Annotated in this window: 13 protein-coding genes; 7 read left to right on the top strand and 6 right to left on the bottom strand. The window is 73.1% G+C overall.

What is annotated here, in order from left to right; translation table 11 throughout:
* Positions 1 to 4 precede the first annotated feature (4 nt).
* Positions 5 to 1,318, top strand: coding sequence for a histidine kinase (locus tag AB0J57_RS15535; protein WP_366128657.1), 1,314 nt, complete (start codon positions 5 to 7; stop codon positions 1,316 to 1,318).
* A gap of 5 nt (positions 1,319 to 1,323) precedes the next feature.
* On the opposite strand, the gene AB0J57_RS15530 is transcribed toward AB0J57_RS15535, so the two are convergent.
* Positions 1,324 to 1,812, bottom strand: a complete 489-nt coding sequence (locus AB0J57_RS15530; RefSeq protein WP_366128656.1) for an SUKH-3 domain-containing protein — start codon at positions 1,810 to 1,812, stop codon at positions 1,324 to 1,326.
* A gap of 10 nt (positions 1,813 to 1,822) precedes the next feature.
* Complete coding sequence (locus tag AB0J57_RS15525; protein ID WP_366128655.1) at positions 1,823 to 2,338, bottom strand: YwqJ-related putative deaminase; 516 nt, start codon at positions 2,336 to 2,338, stop codon at positions 1,823 to 1,825.
* Positions 2,339 to 2,565: 227 nt separating this feature from the next.
* On the opposite strand from AB0J57_RS15525, the gene AB0J57_RS15520 reads away from it, so the two are divergent.
* The 3 genes from AB0J57_RS15520 (at position 2,566) to AB0J57_RS15510 (ending at position 7,138) form a co-directional block, all read left to right on the top strand.
* On the top strand, positions 2,566 to 3,564 hold the full coding sequence (locus AB0J57_RS15520) for an SMI1/KNR4 family protein (RefSeq protein WP_366128654.1): 999 nt from the start codon (positions 2,566 to 2,568) through the stop codon (positions 3,562 to 3,564).
* A complete protein-coding gene (locus tag AB0J57_RS15515) occupies positions 3,558 to 6,179 on the top strand; it encodes an SUKH-4 family immunity protein (RefSeq protein ID WP_366128653.1) in 2,622 nt (873 codons plus the stop codon). The genes AB0J57_RS15520 and AB0J57_RS15515 overlap by 7 nt, the downstream gene beginning before the upstream one ends.
* 92 nt (positions 6,180 to 6,271) lie before the next feature.
* Complete coding sequence (locus AB0J57_RS15510; protein ID WP_366128651.1) at positions 6,272 to 7,138, top strand: cellulose-binding protein; 867 nt, start codon at positions 6,272 to 6,274, stop codon at positions 7,136 to 7,138.
* 88 nt (positions 7,139 to 7,226) lie between these two features.
* On the opposite strand, the gene AB0J57_RS15505 is transcribed toward AB0J57_RS15510, so the two are convergent.
* Entirely contained in the window at positions 7,227 to 9,053 is a 1,827-nt protein-coding gene (locus AB0J57_RS15505; protein WP_366128650.1) for an MFS transporter, read from the bottom strand.
* Between the two features lie 355 nt (positions 9,054 to 9,408).
* On the opposite strand from AB0J57_RS15505, the gene AB0J57_RS15500 reads away from it, so the two are divergent.
* Positions 9,409 to 10,197, top strand: a complete 789-nt coding sequence (locus tag AB0J57_RS15500) for an ABC transporter ATP-binding protein (protein ID WP_366128649.1) — start codon at positions 9,409 to 9,411, stop codon at positions 10,195 to 10,197.
* On the top strand, positions 10,194 to 12,773 hold the full coding sequence (locus tag AB0J57_RS15495; RefSeq protein ID WP_366128648.1) for an FtsX-like permease family protein: 2,580 nt from the start codon (positions 10,194 to 10,196) through the stop codon (positions 12,771 to 12,773). The genes AB0J57_RS15500 and AB0J57_RS15495 overlap by 4 nt, the downstream gene beginning before the upstream one ends.
* Positions 12,774 to 12,792: 19 nt before the next feature.
* Here AB0J57_RS15495 and AB0J57_RS15490 read toward each other — a convergent pair whose 3' ends face one another.
* Complete coding sequence (locus tag AB0J57_RS15490) at positions 12,793 to 14,241, bottom strand: DUF2079 domain-containing protein (RefSeq protein ID WP_366128647.1); 1,449 nt, start codon at positions 14,239 to 14,241, stop codon at positions 12,793 to 12,795.
* A gap of 257 nt (positions 14,242 to 14,498) precedes the next feature.
* Between AB0J57_RS15490 and mfd the strand changes: the two genes are divergently transcribed.
* Entirely contained in the window at positions 14,499 to 18,029 is a 3,531-nt protein-coding gene (mfd, locus tag AB0J57_RS15485) for a transcription-repair coupling factor (RefSeq protein ID WP_366128646.1), read from the top strand.
* Positions 18,030 to 18,045: 16 nt separating this feature from the next.
* On the opposite strand, the gene AB0J57_RS15480 is transcribed toward mfd, so the two are convergent.
* A complete protein-coding gene (locus AB0J57_RS15480; RefSeq protein WP_366128645.1) occupies positions 18,046 to 18,612 on the bottom strand; it encodes a dihydrofolate reductase family protein in 567 nt (188 codons plus the stop codon).
* Positions 18,613 to 18,634: 22 nt separating this feature from the next.
* The gene (locus AB0J57_RS15475; protein WP_366128644.1) at positions 18,635 to 19,189 is read right to left on the bottom strand and encodes a dihydrofolate reductase family protein; all 555 of its coding nucleotides are present in this window, start codon (positions 19,187 to 19,189) and stop codon (positions 18,635 to 18,637) included.
* Positions 19,190 to 19,195 lie beyond the last annotated feature (6 nt).

The raw sequence follows: 19,195 nt of genomic DNA, 5'->3' as shown, positions 1-19,195 counted from the left end.
AGACATGACCGCAACGGGGGCAGACCAGGATGCCGCGGGCGTGACCGCCCGGGGCTGGTGGTGGTGGGGGCGGCGGCGTAGTGCCGTGCTGGATGTGACGCTCGGGGTCGTGTCGGCCCTGGAGTGTGCGGCCGAGGGGGTCGGGTTCGCGGACAATGCCGGGCTGCCCGTGCCCGTGGGGGTGCTGTTCGGGCTGGTGGCCGGGGCGGTGCTGGTCGTGCGGCGGCGGTGGCCGGTCGCCGTGGTGCTGGTGTCGATCGCGATCACGCCCGCCGAGATGGGCTACCTGATGGGCATCGTCGGGCTGTACACGCTCGCCGCGTCCGAGGTGCCCCGGCGGATCATCGCGGCGCTGGCGGGGATGTCGCTGGTCGCGGTGCTGATCGTGACGTTCGTGCGGGTGCGGCAGGACATCGCGTCGGCCGACTTCGATCCCGGGCCCTGGTACGTGCCGCTGATGGCGGTGTTCATGTCGCTGGGCCTGAACGCCCCGCCCGTGCTGTTCGGGCTGTACATAGGGGCGCGGCGGCGGTTGATGGAGAGCTTGCGGGAGCGGGCGGACAGCCTGGAGCAGGAGCTGTCGCTGCTGGCGGACCGGGCGGAGCAGCGGGCGCAGATGGCGCGTACGGAGGAGCGGACGCGGATCGCGCGGGAGATGCACGATGTGGTGGCGCACCGGGTGAGCCTGATGGTGGTGCATGCGGCGGCGCTGCAGGCGGTGGCGTTGAAGGATCCGCAGAAGGCGGCGAAGAACGCGGCGCTGGTGGGGGACATGGGCCGGCAGGCGCTGACGGAGTTGCGGGAGATGCTGGGGGTGCTGCGGGCGGGGGACCCGGCGCCGGTGCGGGAGTCGGTGCCGCTGGCGGCGGTGGGGCGGGCGGCGGCCGCGGCGGCCGGCAGGGGGGCGGACGCGGCCGAGGACGGGCCGTGTCTGGACGCGCTGGAGGAGTTGGTGGAGCAGTCCCGGCAGGCCGGGATGGTGGTGGAGTTGCAGGTGATGGGGGAGGCGCGGTCGTACGGGCCGCAGGTGGAGCGGACCGCGTACCGGGTGGTGCAGGAGGGGCTGACGAACGTCCACAAGCACGCGGCGGGCGCGAAGGTCGTGGTGCGGCTGGCGCACCGGGGCGGTGAGGTGGCGATGCAGGTGGAGAACGGGCCGTCGGACGGTAAGGCGGCGGATGCGGGGCTGCCGAGCGGGGGCAACGGTCTGGTGGGGATGCGGGAGCGGGTGACGGCGCTGGGCGGGGTGTTCGTGTCGGGCCCGACGGACGAGGGTGGTTTCAAGGTGTCGGCGGTGCTGCCGGTGCGGGCCGCGTAACCGGTTCAGGGTGAGGTGAGCCGGGCGGGCTGGGCGCCGGTGATCAGGAGCGCCAGGGCGTGGTCGATGTCGGGGCCGAGGTACCAGTCGCCGGCGTGGTCGAGGCTGTAGACGCGTCCTTCGGCGTCGATGGCGAGGACGGCCCGGTTGTCGGCCTCTTCACCGATGGGGGCCATGTCCGTGTCGAGGGCGCGGCCGAGGTCGGCGAGGCTGCGGGCGTGGTGGAGCCCGGCGAGCGGGTCGAGGTGGACGGGTACGGGGGCGATCTGGCGGCCGGGTCCGGGTGCGGCGATGTGGAGGCCGCCGAATTCGGCCCAGGCTTCGACGGCGGCGGGGAAGACGCTGTGCCGGTGGCCGGCGGGGGAGACGTATGCGCGGAGGGTGTCGGCCCACTGTTCGGCTTGTTTGATGTCCCAGCGGCCGGGCTGCCAGCCCGCTTCCCTGAGGGCGGCGTCCACGGCGACGGGGAAGCGGGTGGTGTTCAGGTCGGGCATGTGTGTCCGGTCAGCCGTTCTGGGCGGTGGTGGGGTCGACGGGGCGTACGCCGAAGTGGGCGAGGAGTGCGGCGCAGGAGCGGCAGGGGGCGGCGTAGCTGCCGTGGAGGGGGTCGCCGTCCTCGCGGATGCGGCGTGCGGTGATCTTGGCGTGTTTGAGTGAGCGGCGGGCTTCGCCCTGGCTGAGGGGCTTGCGCTGGGCACGTTTGGAGCGGCTCGCCTCGGTGGCGGTGAGGTGGCGGGAGAGCAGGATGGCTTCGGCGCAGCGGCCGGTGAAGCGTTCGCGCTGGCCGCTGGTGAGGGTGTCGAGGAAATCCTGTACGAGGGGGTGCAGGGCGGGTGGCCGGTCGCCACGGCCGGCGGTGCAGGTGAGGGTCTCGCCGCGTACGGAGAGTGCCGCTCCGACGGTGGGCAGGATGCCGTCGCGCCGGTGGCGCAGGATCGGGGTGAGATCGGGGCCGGTGCTGCTCCAGCTCAGGCGTGGGTCTCCCGTGGCGGGCGTCGTGCCTGGTCGCGCTGCGTGCATGGTGCGTGGTGTCCCCTCTGCAATCCCCCGAGTTGCGGGGAACAGCCTGCCAAATGGGTGAGCTGATGGGGAAGCGGGGGCGCTGAAACGTGTGATCGGCGTGTCGTGTGATCGTCATTGGGTCACCTGAGTGTGACGGGTGGTCACCGAAACGGAGGACGAGTTCCTCCTGTTGCCCCACCGCATAGGCTGTGCGGACCAGCCAGCAGCAGCAGGGGGCATCCGCCATGACGACAGGTCGGCTCGGGCAGCACAGTGCCGCGCCACCGAACGCGGCCTACGCCGGGCAGGTCGTGCACTTCCCGGACCCGGTCCGGGCCGCCCGGCATCCCGGTGGAGTACGGGTGGACGGGAACGGCCATCCGGTTTTCTCGCCGTACGCCCGCGCGGCCGCGGAGATCGCGGAGCCGCCGGAGGGCTTCGGCGTGGACGAGCTGCGTCTGACGGACTACGTGTCCGCGAACGCGGCGCTGGCCGCGTCGGGGCACGAGTTGTGGGACACGGTTCCGGCGGTGGCGACGCCGCACGGCTGGACCTGGCACCACGTGGCCGGTACGCGGCGCATGGAGCTGGTTCCGGTGGAGGTGAAGGCGCTGCTGCGGCACCACGGCGGGCTGGCGACGGCTTCGGTGGATCACGGCAAGCGCGGTACGCGTCCGTTGCAGGAGACCCGGCCGGCGCACTTCGGGCTGCCGAAGGGCGCGCTGTCGGTGACCGAGGCGCAGTTGCAGGGTGTGGAGGAGGACCTGGGCTACCGGCTTCCGGGTGCGTACCGGTCCTTCCTGAAGGCGGCGGGCGGGTGCGCGCCGGTGGGCGCGGCGCTCGACCCGGAGCTGGGGCTGCTGGTCGACCAGCCGTTCTTCACGGTGCGCGACGAGGCGGCGGTCAATGACCTGGTGTACGTCAACAAGTGTCTGCGCGATCACCTGACGAAGGATTACCTGGGTGTCGGGTTCGTGCAGGGCGGTCTGCTGGCGGTGAAGGTGCGGGGCGGCGGTGATGTCGGCTCGGTGTGGTTCTGCGCGTACGACGACGCCCGCGACCAGGACGGCTGGTCGGTGCAGGACCGGGTGGACCGGCTGCTGTTGCCGTGCGGGGCGGACTTCGACGAGTTCCTCCAGCGGCTGGCGGGCAACCCGCCCGAGCTGGAGACGGTGGCGAACCTGATGGTGGACGGCGGCTTCGCGCGGGCCGTTCCGGTGGGGGGAGTGAGCTTTCGATGGTGACGTTCGCGCAGGCGCAGGAGCGGGCGGAAGAGTGGGTCAACGGCGATGTGCCCGCGTACCAGCACCGTGAGGTGCGGGTGCGGGAGTTCGAGCTGGGGTTCGTGGTGTGGGCGGAGGACCGTGAGGACGGCCCGACGTCGGACGGCGGGCGTCAGCGGCTGGTGATCGCCCGGGACAGTGGTGAGGCGACGCTGTGGCCGGGGCTGCCGGTGGGTGAGGTGATCCGCCGGTACGAGGAGGAGTACGGGGCTCCCGCGGCGGCGCCGGCTCCCGCCGCGGCGCAGCCGGAGCGGATCGATCTGAACCAGACGTCGTTCCTGTTGAGCCCGCCGGAGTGGCTCCAGGAGGCGGCGGACCAACTGGGCATTCCGGATCGGCGTGCGGGGAGCACGGGGAGCTCGGACACATCGGGCCGGGGTGCCGCGTCTGGCGCGGGCGCCCCTGGTGCCGGTGTGGTGGCCGGGGGCGGTGCGGGCGCTTCCGGTGCCGGTGTAGCCGCCGGGGATCGCGGGGAGGCCGTGACCGCAGCGGGGGCTGCCGCCGCGACGCCGCACGCCCCGGCCGACGCCGTGCCCGCCGCTCCCGCCGACGCCGTGCCCGCCGCTCGCGCCGATGCCGTCCCGGCGGACGCCACTCCGGCTCCTTCGGCCGGCGCGGTGCCCGGCGGCTCGGCGACGGCCGGGCACGGGTCCCATGTCGAGGGCGGCGCCTGGCCGGCCGCGCCCGGGGACCACGAGCCCACCACGCCCGACGGGGTGCCCGCCTCCGCGCCGTGGAGCGACGTCAACGCGCCCGGCGGCGGCGACGACGCCTCCGTACCGCTGCCGGCGACCGTGTTCGCGCCGCCGCTGTCCGGGTCGGACGACGACGACACGCCGCCGCCCGCGGTGGGGGCCGACGCGCCGACCGCGCTGATGGCGGGCGGCAGCCAGCTCCCGCGTACCGCCGTCGCGCCCGCCGTGGACCCGCAGCAGATGGCGCCGGGCGACATAGCGGACGCCGCGACCAGCAAGGCCGCCCTGCCGCCGCGCGGCGCCAAGCCCTCGCGCGGGACCGGACCGACGACTCCGCCGCCGCCCGGCGCGCCGGGTACTCCGGGGGCGCGGCCGCCCGCGTCGGGCCCGGGTGCGCCCGGGGCACCGGCCGGGGGGTACGTACCGACGCAGCTCGTGTCGCAGTTGCCGCCCGACGGCACGCCGCCGCCCGGGCCGCCGGCTCCCCCGCCGCCTCCGGGTGCCACGCCGCCTCCGGGTGGTGGGGTGCACCACGCGGCGACGATGCTGGCGCAGCCCGGTCCGGGCGGGCCGGGTGCTCCCGGTACGCCACCGCCTCCGGCGCCTCCCGCGCCTCCCGGTGCGACGCCGCCCCGGGGCGGTGGGGTGCACCACGCGGCGACGATGCTGGCGCAGCCGGGTCCGGGCGGGCCCGGTACACCGCCCCCGCCGGGGCCTCCGGGCGCGCCCGGTACGCCCGCGCCTCCGGGTCCGCCCGGGCCTCCCGGTTCTCCCGGCGGTGGGGTGCACCACGCCGCGACGATGCTGGCGCAGCCGGGTCCGGGTGGCGGGCCCGGTCCGCTGCCGCCGCCGGCTCCGGCGCCCGCGCCGCCCGCGTACGGCTACCCGCAGCAGCCGCCGACCGGGATGCCGACCGTCGGCCCCGGCTACCAGGCCGTGCTGCGCTACCGCGCGCCCGACGGTTCCGAGGCCCAGCTCATCCGCCGCTCGGCGCCCGGTACGCCGCACCCCGAGTGGCAGATCCTGCACGAGCTGCGCGCCATGAACGTGCCGCCGCAGCAGGTGCTGGAGCTGCACACCGAGCTGGAGTCGTGCGAGCTGCCCGGCGGCTACTGCGCCCGGATGATCCGGGAGACCTGGCCGCAGGCGCGGATCACGTCGATCGCCCCGTACGGGCGTGACCACGCGAGCCGCCAGCAGGGCATGGGACAACTGATCGCCCACCAGGGCGAGTTGCACCAGGTCGCCGACGGCCCGGCGCGTCCGGCGCCGCTGCGCGTGCCGCTGCCGCCGGTGCAGCCGGCGCCGCCGGTTCCGCCGGAGGGCATCGCACAGGAGCTGGTGGGCGCGTTCGGGCCGCAGGGGATCTGCCGGTTCGACCAGCGGGCCGTGTCGCGGCAGGGTGTGCCGGAGCTGGTGGCGCGCACGCTGGTGTGGGCCGGGCTGCCGGCGGACTTCGGGCCGTTCTTCTGGGCGCAGCCGGCCCAGCCGGTGGTGCCGACGCTCGCCGAACTGGCCGCTCAGCGGCAGGTGCAGCCGGCGTCCGACGCGGGTTCGTACCTGGTGGTCGGGTCCGACTTCGGGCGGGCGATCTGCGTGCAGTACGGGACGGCGCACATCGTGGCCGTACCGGTGGAGGCGGGCCCGGACGGGCGGCCGGCGGCGCCGCAGTTCGTCAACAGCGGGCTGCCGGAGTTCACCCGGTGCCTGGCACTGCTGGGACGGATGTGGCGGCTGCGGTTCGGGTTGACGCCGGAGCAGGCGGGCCGCTGGACGGTCGATTTCCAGGCACAGTTGGCGATGCTGGACCCGGCGGCGCTGTCGTCGCCGGAGAGCTGGTGGTCGGTCCTGCTGGAACAGATGTGGGACGGGCTGCTCTAGGGCTCTGACGTTGTAGGCGCGGTTGGCGTATAGGCGCCCCTTTCCGTCGGTACGGGTTGTTGCATCCTGGATCGGGGAAAGGGGCGTCAGTCATGAGTGGTTTCGCTGTCGTATGGGGGCGCGGCTACCGGACCGAGCAGGTCGACCGGGCCGTCGCGGGTCTGGAGGCCGAGCGGGATGCCGCGCGGCGGCGGTCGGACGAGCTGGCCGTACGGGTGGAGGAGCTGGCGGCGGAGGCGGCGCGGCTGCGGGAGTTCGTGGCCGAGTTGCCGCCGCAGCGGTACGAGACGCTGGGGCGCCGCGCGCAGCAGATCCTCGCCCTCGCGGAGGAGGAGGCCGACGCGCTGCGGGCGGACGCGCTGGAGGAGGCGCGGCGCCTGGCGGACGAGGCGGAGGCGGCGGCCCGGTCGGTGCGGGACGCGGCGCGTGAGGCGGCACAGGCGGTACGGGGCCGGGCCGAGGCGCGGGCGGAGGAGACCCTCGCGGCGGCGCGGCGCACGGCCGGGCAGACCCGGGCGGAGGCGCTCGCCGAGGCCGAGGAGCGGCGCGGCGAGGGGCTGGCCGCGCTGCGGGAGGCGCGGGAGCGCGCGGAGCGGCTGCTGGCCGAGCAGGAGGCCCGGCACGCCGAGCAGCGGCAGGCGGCGGAGCGTGAGGCGGCCGGGCGGGAAGCGGAGCTGGCGGCGCGGCACGAGGAGCTGATGGGCGTGGCGCGCGCGCAACTGGCGGAGGCGGAACGGGCGCTGGCGGAGACGGCCGAACAGGCGCGGCACGGCCAGGAGGAGGCGGACGCGCGGGCCGGGGCGCTGCTGGCCGAGGCGCGGCTGCGGGCCGAGCGGGTGGAGCGGGAGACGGAGCGGATCCTGCGGGAGCACGAGACGGCGCGCGAGGAGATGCGGGCGCACATGGCCCACGTACGCAGCAGCCTGGCGGCGCTGACGGGGCGTACGGACCCGGCGTAGGCGGGCGGGCCTGGGTGGGCCGGTCCGGGTGGGCCGGTCTGGGCGGGCCCGGGCCGGGCACCGGGGGGGCGGGCCCGGGTGGATCGGCCTAGGCGGTCCGGTTGTCGTCCGTGAGGACGGGGAAGCGGCGCGGGGCGAGGGTCAGCAGGACGACGAGGGCCAGGGCTCCGGCCGCCGCGGCGCCGACGTACACGTACTCCACCGCGGTGTCCACGGCCGTGGGGGTGAGCGCGGCGGGGTCGTCCAGGCCGCCTTCGGTGAGGCGGGTGGCGAGGACGGCGTTGGCGATGGCGCCGAAGAGGGCCGCGCCCAGGCTCTGGCCGACCTGGCGGCAGAAGAGGACGGACGCGGTGGTGGTGCCGCGCTCGGACCACGGGACGGTGGACTGGACGCCGACGATGAGCGGGAGCTGGACGAGGCCGAGGGCGGCGCCCAGGAGCAGCATGAGGAGTGCCGGCTGCCACGCATCGCCCGGGTAGGGCAGGAGCGGGAAGGCGAGGAGGACCAGCACGGCGAGGGTCATGCCGATGACGGCCGTGAGCCGGAAGCCGATGCGGGCGTAGACGCGGTTGGAGAACGCCGCGCTGATCGGCCAGGACAGGGTCATCGCCGACAGTACGAACCCCGCGGCGATGGGGCCCAGGCCCAGGACGGACTGGGCGTACGTCGGGAGGAACGCCGTCGGCGCGACCATGAGCAGGCCCAGCGCGCCGAGGGAGAGGTTGACCGCCGCTATGGTGCGGCGGCGCCAGACCCAGCCGGGAATGATCGGCTCGGCGGCGCGGCGCTCGATCATGACGGTGACGGCCATGAGGGCCGCCGCGCCCGCGAACAGTGCCAGGGAGGGCGCGGAGAGCCAGGGCCAGGCCACGCCGCCCTGAACGAGGGCGGTCAGCAGCAACGTACCCGTGGTGAAGATCGCCAGCGCACCCGGCCAGTCGACGCGGGTCTTCGCCTCGCGGGTGGTGTCGCGGGTGCGGGCGGGTTCGGTCAGGTGGCGGGCGATCAGCCAGAGGGCGAGGGCGCCGACGGGCAGGTTGACCAGGAAGATCAGGCGCCAGTCCGCGTATCCGGCGAGCAGCCCGCCGAGCGCGGGGCCGGCCACGGAGGAGGTCGCCCAGACCGTGGAGAGCCGGGCCTGGATCCTCGGGCGCTCCTTGAGCGGGTACAGGTCGGCCGCGATGGTCTGCACGGTGCCTTGCAGGGCGCCGCCGCCCAGCCCCTGGACGATCCGGAAGGCGATGAGGGACGCCATGCTCCACGCGGCGGCGCACAGGAGCGAGCCGATGAGGAAGAGCACGATGCCGGCGATCAGGACGGGCTTGCGGCCGAAGGTGTCGGACAGCTTCCCGTACACGGGGAGGGTGACGGTCACGGCCAGCAGGTAGCCGGAGAAGAGCCACGAGAACACGGACAACCCGCCCAGGTCGCCGACGATCTGCGGTACGGCGGTGGAGACGATGGTGCCGTCCAGGGCGGCGAGGGCCATGCCCAGCATCAGCGCCGCGACGACCGGCCCCCGCCGCCGGGTCGCGTCGGCCGTTGCGACGGGGTTGGCAGGTGCGACGGGGTTGGCAGGTGTGGCGGGGTGGGCCGGCGCCGGCTCGGCGGGGGTGGGCGGTGCGGTGGGCGGTGCGGTGGACGGTGGGTCGGCCGGGGCCTTCGCCGCGGGGCCGGGTATCGCGTCGGCCCGACCCTTGGCTGCCGCGTCGGGTATCGCTTCGGCTGCCGCGTCCGGTATCGCCCCGGTCGGCGCCCCGGTCGTGGAGCTGGCTCTCGCCCCGGTCGCCGCCCCCGCCGGCGTATCGGCCGGCGCCCCGGCCGGTGAGTCGGCCCGCGCACCGGATGGCGCCCCGGACGGCGTACCGGCCCGCGCCCCGGACGGCGCGCCAACTGCCGCGTCGGCTTCGGACACCGGAATCCCTTTCCCCATGCACGTATCTCGTCGGGCCAGCCTCTCACCCCCTCCCCGGGCGGAGAACCCCTAGGGGCGCCTCCCTACTTCAGCCCAGGGGGCGTTCGTCCCGCCGGAGGACGTGAAGGAGTGGGCCCGTTCCTTAGCTTGTTCTTACGGGCGCCGAGCCGCCGCGAAGGCGGTGGGGGCGGGGGGTGGGGAAAACCCCAGGGCGAAGACTGCGCTGGGCACCAGTGCGCTCGGGTGCGGGGCGGCGGAAGACTTGCGGTCATACGCGGGGCCCGCGCAGCGACCTTCCAGCACCACGACATTCGGCAGACCGACATTCCGTCATACCCGATATAGGAGACTTACCGTGACAACGGCTGTGACCATCCCCAGGCACGGGGGTACTGGAGGGCGTACGGCCGTCGCGGCGCGGGCGCGACAGGTCGTCAAGGCGTACGGGGCGGGCGAGACCCGTGTCGTCGCGCTGGACCACGTCGATGTGGACATCGCGCGCGGGCAGTTCACCGCGATCATGGGCCCGTCCGGTTCCGGCAAGTCGACGCTGATGCACTGCCTGGCCGGCCTGGACACCGTGACGAGCGGTGAGATCTTCCTGGACGAGACCGAGATCACCAGGCTCAGGGACAAGAAGCTGACGCAGCTCCGCCGGGACCGGATCGGGTTCATATTCCAGGCGTTCAACCTGCTGCCGACGCTCAACGCGATCGAGAACATCACGCTGCCCATGGACATCGCCGGCCGCAAGCCGGACGCCGCCTGGCTGAACCGGGTGGTGGAGACGGTGGGGCTGGCCGAGAGGCTGAAGCACCGGCCCTCGCAGTTGTCCGGCGGCCAGCAGCAGCGCGTGGCGGTGGCCCGTGCGCTGGCCGCCCGGCCCGAGATCATCTTCGGTGACGAGCCGACGGGCAACCTGGACTCCCGGGCGGGCGCGGAGGTGCTGGGCTTCCTCCGCCGGTCCGTGGACGAGCTGGGCCAGACCATCGTGATGGTCACCCACGACCCGGTGGCCGCGAGCTACGCGGACCGCGTGCTGTACCTGGCGGACGGGCGCATCGTCGACGAGATGTCCCGGCCGACCGCCGAGGCCGTCCTCGACCGCATGAAGGACTTCGACGCGCGGGGGCGGACATCGTGACCGTCGTCAGAACCTCCCTGCGCAACTTCTTCGCGCACAAGGGCCGCATGGCGCTCTCGGCGGTGGCCGTGCTGCTGTCCGTGGCGTTCGTCAGCGGAACACTGGTGTTCACGGACACCATGAACACCACGTTCGACAAGCTGTTCGCGGCGTCCGCCCCCGACGTCACCGTCAGCCCCAAGTCGGCCGGGGCCGTCGACGAGATGCCGCAGACCGGCAAGCCGGAGACGGTGCCCGCGTCCGTCGTGGGGCGGGTCCGGGCGGCGGAGGGCGTCAAGTCCGCCGAGGGAGCGGTCGTCTCGACGAGCGTGACCGTCGTCGACGCCGACAACAAGAACATGGGCTCCACCAACGGCGCCCCCACGATCGCCGGCAACTGGACGCGCAACGACCTGCGTTCCATGGAGATCACCTCGGGGCACGCGCCGCGCGGCCCGACCGAGGTGATGGTCGACGCCGACACCGCCGAGAAGCACCGCCTGGAGATCGGCGACGAGCTGCGCACGATCGCCGTCACCGGCGACTTCACGGCGAAGATCTCCGGCATCGCCTCCTTCAAGGTCACCAACCCCGGTGCGGCCGTCGTCTACTTCGACACCGCCACGGCCCAGCGTGAACTGCTCGGCGGGGCAGGGCTGTTCACCCATGTGTGGGTGACGGCCGACCCGGGCGTCAGCCATGACGAGCTGAAGAAGAACGTGGCGTCCGCCGTCGACGGGCCGTACCGGTTCCAGACGCAGAAGGAGGCGGCCGACGCGGGACGTGAGGACGTCAGCGGATTCCTCGACGTGATGAAGTACGCGATGCTCGGCTTCGCCGGGATCGCCTTCCTCGTCGGCATCTTCCTCATCGTCAACACCTTCTCGATGCTGGTCGCCCAGCGCACGCGTGAGATCGGCCTGATGCGCGCCATCGGGGCCGGCCGCAAGCAGATCAACCGCTCGGTCCTCATCGAGGCGGTGCTCCTCGGCCTCGTCGGCTCGGTGCTCGGTGTGGGCGCCGGAGTGGGGCTGGCGATCGGCCTGATGGAACTGATGTCGTCCGTGGGGATGGAGCTGTCCACCCAGGACCTCACCGTCAAGTGGACCACTCCGGCCGTCGGCCTGCTCCTCGGCGTCGTCGTGACCGTCCTGGCGGCGTACATACCGGCCCGCCGGGCCGGCAAGGTCTCCCCGATGGCCGCCCTGCGGGACGCGGGCACTCCGGCGGACGGCAAGGCCGGTGTCGTGCGCGGCATCACGGGCCTGGTCCTGACAGGCGCGGGCGCCGCGGCGCTGTACGCGGCGGCGCGGGCGGACAAGGCGGCCGAGGGGTCGGTGTTCCTCGGTGCGGGTGTGGTCCTGAGCCTGATCGGCTTCGTCGTGGTCGGCCCGCTGCTGGCCGGTGGCCTGGTCAAGGTGATCAGCGCGCTGCTGCTGCGGATGTTCGGGCCGGTGGGGCGGATGGCGGAGCGCAACGCGCTGCGCAACCCGCGCCGTACGGGGGCCACCGGCGCGGCCCTGATGATCGGCCTCGCCCTGGTCGCCTGCCTGGCGGTGGTCGGCTCGTCGATGGTCGCCTCGGCGACGGAGGAGCTCGACAAGTCGGTCGGCGCGGACTTCATCGTCCAGAGCGCGAGCGCCGACGGCCGGCCGATCGTGCCGCAGGCGCAGGCGGCCCTGGAGGGGACACCGGGCATCGCGCACGTGACCGAGTACAAGCTGGTGGAGGCCAGGCTCACGTCCCCGGACGGCAGGACGGAGGACGAGGGCGTCATCGCCGCCGACCCCACGTACGCCACCGACCTGCGGCGCGAGACCGTCGCGGGTGACCTGGCGGCCGCGTACGGCAAGGGCGCGATGTCGGTGGGCAGCGACTACGCCGGCCGGCACGGTGTGAAGGTCGGCGACACGCTCACGGTGGCCTTCAAGGGCGGCAAGGCCGCCGAGCTGAAGGTCGCGGCGATCACCTCGGACGACACGAACGTCGACAAGGGCGCCATGTACACGAACATCACGACGGCCGAGAGTTACGTCCCGGCCGAGAAGATGCCCCAGAGCGTGATCATGTTCGCGAAGGCGGAGGAAGGCAAGGAGAGCGAGGCGTACGCCGCGCTGAAGGAGTCGCTGGCCGCGTATCCGCAGTACAAGGTGCAGAACCAGACCGACTTCAAGCAGGACTTGAAGGACCAGGTCGGCCAGCTCCTGAACATCGTGTACGGGCTGCTGGCGCTGGCGATCATCGTGGCGGTTCTCGGTGTGGTCAACACCCTGGCCCTGTCGGTCGTCGAGCGGACCCGGGAGATAGGTCTGATGCGGGCGATCGGCCTGTCGCGGCGTCAGTTGCGTCGCATGATCCGCCTGGAGTCGGTGGTCATCGCCGTCTTCGGCGCCCTGCTCGGCCTGGGGCTCGGCATGGGCTGGGGCACGGCGGCCCAGAAGCTGCTGGCCCTGGAGGGGCTGGGAGTTCTGGAGATACCGTGGCCGACGATCCTGACGGTGTTCGTCGGGTCGGCGTTCGTGGGACTGTTCGCGGCGCTGGTCCCGGCGTTCCGGGCGGGCCGGATGAACGTGCTGAACGCCATCGCGACCGAGTGACGACCCGCCCCGTGGCCGGTCAGGTGCGGCGCTCCAGCAGCAGGTAGCCGCCCGCTTCGCCGGCCACGCGGTAGCGGGCGTCCGGGTGGAGCTGCCGGGCGTAGGAGTGAGCGTCGCGCACCCAGCCGGAGGAGTTGTTCAGCGCGATCCAGTCGGGGGTCACGCCCCGTGTGTCGCCCAGCCACATGACCCGGCAGCGGCCGGTCAGGCGGCTGATCGGCCCGACGTTGGCCTCGACGGTCGCACCGTCGGGGATGCGGGCTAGGAGGTTCTCGGCCGCGACGACGCGCGGTGACTTGCGGTACGTGGCGGCCTCGGTGAGCGACGCGAGGGGCAGCGAGGTGGTCAGGGCGAGCGCGGCCGCGGCGGCGCAGGCGGGGAGCCGGTCCGCGTAGGTGCGCAGCCAGGGGCGCGGGCTGCGGCGGGAGACGTCGACGGCGTCGGCGAGGGCCAGGAACAGCACGGGCATCAGGACGGCGCTGTAGTGCCAGTCGGTCGACCAGTAGTGGTCGTCGCCGGACAGGAAGCGCCAGCCCAGGGTGGGTGCGGCGGCCAGCAGGAGGGGGGAGCGGACGGCGAGCAGCCCCGTGGTGGGCAGCAGCAGCCAGGCGAGGGTGCGCAGCTTGGTCTCGGCGCCGGCGAAGGGGGAGGGGCCGTCGTTTACCTTGGTCCAGTAGTCGTAGCCGCCCGTCGTGTTGAAGGCGGGGATGACGGCGGTGAGGGTGAGGAGCGTGGCGGCCGCGCCGAGGACGGCGACCCCGAGCGCGTACAGGGCGGCGTGGGACCGGGCCCGGCGGGCGCGCCAGGCGACGACCAGGGCGATCGCGGTGAGGGTGATGCCCAGGTCCTCCTTGACCAGGACGAGGGGTGCCGCCCACAGGAGGGCGGCTCGCCACCGGTGGGCCAGGAGGGCTTCGAGCGAGAAGGCGATCAGGGGGACGGCGAAGCAGATCTCGTGGAAGTCGAAGTCGGTCGCCTGCTGGATGCCCCAGGACAGCCCGTACGCGACGCCGATGGCCAGCCCGGACGCCCGGCCCAGCAGGCGGGTGGCGGCGCGGGTGACGGGGATCGCGGCGAGCGCGAAGAGCGCGGCCTGGGTGACGAGGAGCGTGACGGGGGTGGGGAAGAGCCGGTAGGCGGGGGCGAGGAGGGCGGTGACGGGGCTGAAGTGGTCGCCGAGGATGTTGGTGCCCGGGCCCTTCAGGTCGGCGACCGGGGCCTGGAGGTGGGCGTAGCCGCGTATGGCCTGCTCGAAGATGCCCAGGTCCCAGGAGCGGGTCTCCATGCGGCGGTACCGCAGGACGGACAGGGCCGTGTAGGCGGCGAACAGCGCGAGGGCGAGGAGGTGGGGGGCGCGGTCCGTCCAGGTCCGCTGCCGGGTCCCGGGCGTGGCGGGACCGCGTGGGCCGGGTATCGGTATCGGTTCGGTGTCGCCGGCGGGCGGGGCGGCGACGACGGCTCCACGCATGGGGGAGGGGCTCCTCGGGGGTCACTCGGCGGGGCGGACAGGTCTCGGGGCGTATACGTCATGGGCGTATACGCCCCGGGCGACGGTTCCGGTTGACACTTTGCCGCACGTATTTTCGGACACTCCGAACGGACGCCTCGTGGGGCGGGAGAGGTTTCGGGCGCGGCTGTCGGACCGACGTCGTACGCTGGGAACCCCCGGCCCGTGAGACGTGTCGGGCGGTTCGCGTTGCCCACACCCCCCGGATGGACGCCTTCATGAGCTTGCACGGTCTGCTCGACGCCGTCGTCAAGGACCCCGCCCTCACCGAAGCGGTGAAGGCCGCCGCCGATGGTCACCGGGCCCATGTCGACCTGGTCGGCCCGCCCGCGGCGCGCCCCTTCGCGCTCGCCGCGCTGGCCCGCGACGCCGGCCGCCCGGTGCTCGCCGTGACGGCGACCGGCCGGGAGGCGGAGGACCTGGCGGCGGCGCTGCGCAGCCTGCTGGACCCGGACACGGTCGTGGAGTACCCGTCCTGGGAGACGCTGCCGCACGAGCGCCTCTCGCCCCGCTCCGACACCGTGGGCCGCCGCCTCGCCGTGCTGCGGCGCCTGGCCCACCCGTCGGCGGACGACCCGGCGACCGGCCCGGTCTCGATCGTCGTCGCGCCCGTGCGGTCCGTGCTCCAGCCGCAGGTCAAGGGCCTGGGCGACCTGGAGCCGGTGTCGCTGCGCACTGGTCAGCAGGCCGACCTGAACGATGTGGTGGACGGCCTCGCGGCGGCGGCGTACGCGCGCGTGGAGCTGGTCGAGAAGCGCGGCGAGTTCGCGGTGCGCGGCGGAATCCTGGACGTGTTCCCGCCGACCGAGGAGCACCCGCTCCGGATCGAGTTCTGGGGCGACGACGTCGAGGAGATCCGTTACTTCAAGGTCGCCGACCAGCGGTCCCTGGAGATCGCCGAGCACGGCCTGTGGGCGCCGCCGTGCCGGGAGCTGCTGCTGACGGAGTCCGTCAAGGCGCGGGCGGCCGCTCTCGCCGAGGCGCATCCGGAGCTGGGCGAGCTGCTCGGCAAGATCGCCGAGGGGATCGCCGTCGAGGGCATGGAGTCCCTCGCCCCGGTCCTGGTCGACGACATGGAGCTGCTGCTCGACGTGCTGCCCAAGGGCTCCATGGCGGTGGTGTGCGACCCGGAGCGCGTGCGTACCCGGGCCGCCGACCTGGTGGCCACCTCCCAGGAGTTCCTGCACGCCTCATGGGCCGCGACCGCGGGCGGCGGCGAGGCGCCGATCGACGTCGGCGCGGCGTCGCTGTGGGGCATCGCGGACGTCCGGGACCGGGCGCGCGAGCTGGGCATGATGTGGTGGTCGGTGTCGCCGTTCGCCGCCGACGAGGAGCTTGACGCGGACACCCTCAAGCTGGGCATGCACGCCCCGGAGTCGTACCGGGGCGACACCGCCCGTGCGCTCGCCGACACCAAGGGCTGGCTGGCCGACGGCTGGCGCACCGTCTTCGTCACCGAGGCGCACGGCCCGGCCGCCCGCACGGTCGAGGTGCTGGGCGGCGAGGGCATCGCGGCCCGCCTGGACGCCGACCTCACCGACATCTCCCCCTCCCTCGTACACGTGGCGTGCGGTTCGATCGAGTACGGCTTCGTCGACCCGGCGCTCAGGCTCGCCGTCCTCACCGAGACCGACCTGTCCGGCCAGAAGGCGGCCGGCAAGGACGGGCAGCGGATGCCGACGCGCCGCCGCAAGACGATCGACCCGCTCACCCTGGAGACCGGCGACTACATCGTCCACGAGCAGCACGGCGTGGGCCGCTACATCGAGATGGTGCAGCGCACCGTCCAGGGCGCCACCCGTGAGTACCTCCTCGTCGAGTACGCCCCCGCCAAGCGCGGCCAGCCCGGCGACCGGCTCTACATCCCCACCGACCAGTTGGAGCAGGTCACCAAGTACGTCGGTGGCGAGGCCCCGACGCTGCACCGGCTCGGCGGCGCGGACTGGACGAAGACCAAGCAGCGCGCCAAGAAGGCGGTCAAGGAGATCGCCGCCGACCTGATCAAGCTGTACAGCGCCCGGATGGCCGCCCCCGGCCACGCCTTCGGCCCGGACACCCCGTGGCAGCGGGAGCTGGAGGACGCCTTCCCGTACGTGGAGACCCCCGACCAGCTCTCCACCATCGCCGAGGTCAAGGAGGACATGGAGAAGACGGTCCCCATGGACCGCCTGATCTGCGGCGACGTCGGCTACGGCAAGACGGAGATCGCCGTGCGCGCCGCCTTCAAGGCGGTGCAGGACGGCAAGCAGGTCGCCGTCCTCGTCCCGACCACGCTGCTCGTGCAGCAGCACTTCGGCACGTTCTCCGAGCGGTACTCCCAGTTCCCGGTCAATGTCCGCGCACTGTCCCGCTTCCAGACCGACACGGAGGCGAAGGCGACGCTGGAGGGGCTGAAGGACGGCGCCGTCGACATCGTCATCGGCACGCACCGCCTGTTCTCCTCCGAGACCAAGTTCAAGGACCTGGGCCTGGTCATCGTCGACGAGGAGCAGCGCTTCGGTGTCGAGCACAAGGAGCAGCTCAAGAAGCTCCGCGCCAACGTCGACGTGCTCACCATGTCCGCCACCCCCATCCCCCGGACGCTGGAGATGGCGGTGACCGGCATCCGCGAGATGTCGACCATCACGACGCCCCCGGAGGAGCGGCACCCGGTCCTCACCTTCGTCGGCCCGTACGAGGAGAAGCAGATCGGCGCGGCGATCCGCCGTGAGCTGCTGCGCGAGGGCCAGGTCTTCTACATCCACAACCGGGTGGAGTCGATCGACCGGGCGGCGGCCCGCCTCCGCGAGATCGTGCCCGAGGCCCGGATCGCCACCGCGCACGGCCAGATGTCCGAGACCGCCCTGGAGCAGGTGGTCGTGGACTTCTGGGAGAAGAAGTTCGACGTCCTGGTCTCCACCACCATCGTCGAGTCGGGCATCGACATCTCCAACGCCAACACCCTCATCGTCGAGCGCGGTGACAATTTCGGCCTCTCCCAGCTCCACCAGCTCCGCGGCCGGGTGGGCCGTGGCCGCGAGCGGGGTTACGCGTACTTCCTCTACCCGCCGGAGAAGCCGCTGACCGAGACGGCCCACGAGCGCCTGGCGACGATCGCCCAGCACACCGAGATGGGCGCCGGCATGTACGTGGCCATGAAGGACCTGGAGATCCGGGGCGCGGGCAATCTGCTGGGCGGCGAGCAGTCCGGCCACATCGCGGGCGTCGGTTTCGACCTGTACGTACGCATGGTGGGCGAGGCGGTCGCCGACTACCGCGCCTCGCTGGAGGGTGGTGTGGAGGAGGAGCCGCCGCTGGAGGTCAAGATCGAGCTCCCGGTCGACGCGCACGTCCCGCACGACTACGCGCCGGGCGAGCGGCTGCGCCTCCAGGCGTACCGGTCGATCGCCTCCGCGAACTCGGAGGAGGACATCAAGGCGGTCCGCGAGGAACTCACCGACCGCTACGGCAAGCTCCCCGAGCCGGTCGAGAACCTGCTCCTGGTCGCGGGCCTCCGCATGCTGGCCCGCGCGTGCGGCGTCGGCGAGATCGTGCTCCAGGGCTCGAACATCCGCTTCGCCCCGGTCGAGCTGCGCGAGTCGCAGGAGCTGCGCCTCAAGCGCCTCTACCCCCGTACGGTGATCAAGGCGCCCACCCACCAGATCCTGGTGCCCCGCCCCACCACGGGCAAGATCGGCGGCAAGCCGGTGGTGGGCCGCGAACTGCTGGCGTGGACGGGCGAGTTCCTGACGACGATCCTGGGGTCGTAGGACCGGCTCGCCCGGATCACCGCGCGCGCTGCGGTTCGAGGTGCAGCGCGGTGATCCCGCAGTCGAACTGCCGGGCGGTGACCAGGCGCAGTGGCTGCCGGTCCGCGGTGTAGGGGAACACGGCCAGGCCGGCGCCGAGGGCGGTCGGGTTGACGAGCAGGTGGAGCTCGTCGAGCAGGCCCTCGGTGAGGAGGTTCTGTACGAGGGTGGCGCCTCCGTAGGCGATGATGTCGCCGCCCGGCCGGGCCTTGAGCTCGTTCACCGTCTCGGCGAGGTCGCCGCCGGCGACGACGGCGTTCTCCCAGGGCGACTCGGTGAGGGTGCGGGAGATGACGACCTTGGGCGTGTTGTTCATCTTGTCGACGGACGCCTGGTCCTCGCCCTCGGGGCCGGCCGCCCAGGCCGGGATGAAGCCCTCGGCGAGCTTGCGGCCCAGGACGATGCAGTCGACGGGTTCGGTGAGCGCGTCGAGGTAGGCGTTGATGTCGTCGGTCCAGGGGTACGTCAGCCAGTCCATCTCGCCGTTCGGCCCGGCCATGTAGCCGTCGACGCTCATCTGGACCTGGAGCTTGAACTTGCGCATGGGGTTGGTCTCCTGGGAATGGTCAGCGCTCGTAGCGGAGGAGGACGACCTGGGAGTCGAAGGTCCGGGACTCGGCCAGCTTGAGGCCGAACCGCTGCTTGGGGTGCTGGAACACGGGCTTGCCGCCGCCGAGTACGACCGGGTGGACGAAGATCTGGTACTCGTCGATCAGGGCGTGCTCGGTCAGGGTCGCCGCCAGGGTGGAGCCGCCGAAGAGCACGAGGTGGGCGCCGGACTCCTTGAGGGCGGTGAGCTCCTCGACGACGTTCGTACGGATCACGCGGGTGTTCCAGTCGGCCTCCTCCAGCGTGGAGGAGACCACGACCTTCGGCGTCGCCCGCCAGACCGGCGCGAACGCCAGGTCGTGCTCGTGCGTCGAGAGCTCCTCGGCGCGCGGCCAGAAGCCCGCCATCATCTCCCACACCCGGCGGCCGTACAGGAAGGTGTCCGCGCTGTCGGTGAGCGCGCGGGAGTAGGCGGACAGCTCCGGGTCCATGACGGGCCAGTCGAACTCGCCGTTCGGGCCCTCGATGAAGCCGTCGACCGACTGGTGGACGAAGTGGGTGATCTTTCCCATGGGGTC

This window comes from Streptomyces sp. NPDC049837 (assembly GCF_040674455.1).
Lineage (GTDB): Bacteria > Actinomycetota > Actinomycetes > Streptomycetales > Streptomycetaceae > Streptomyces.
The sequence above is the reverse complement of the archived record's forward strand: the minus strand, read 5'-3'. Positions and strand labels throughout refer to the sequence as shown.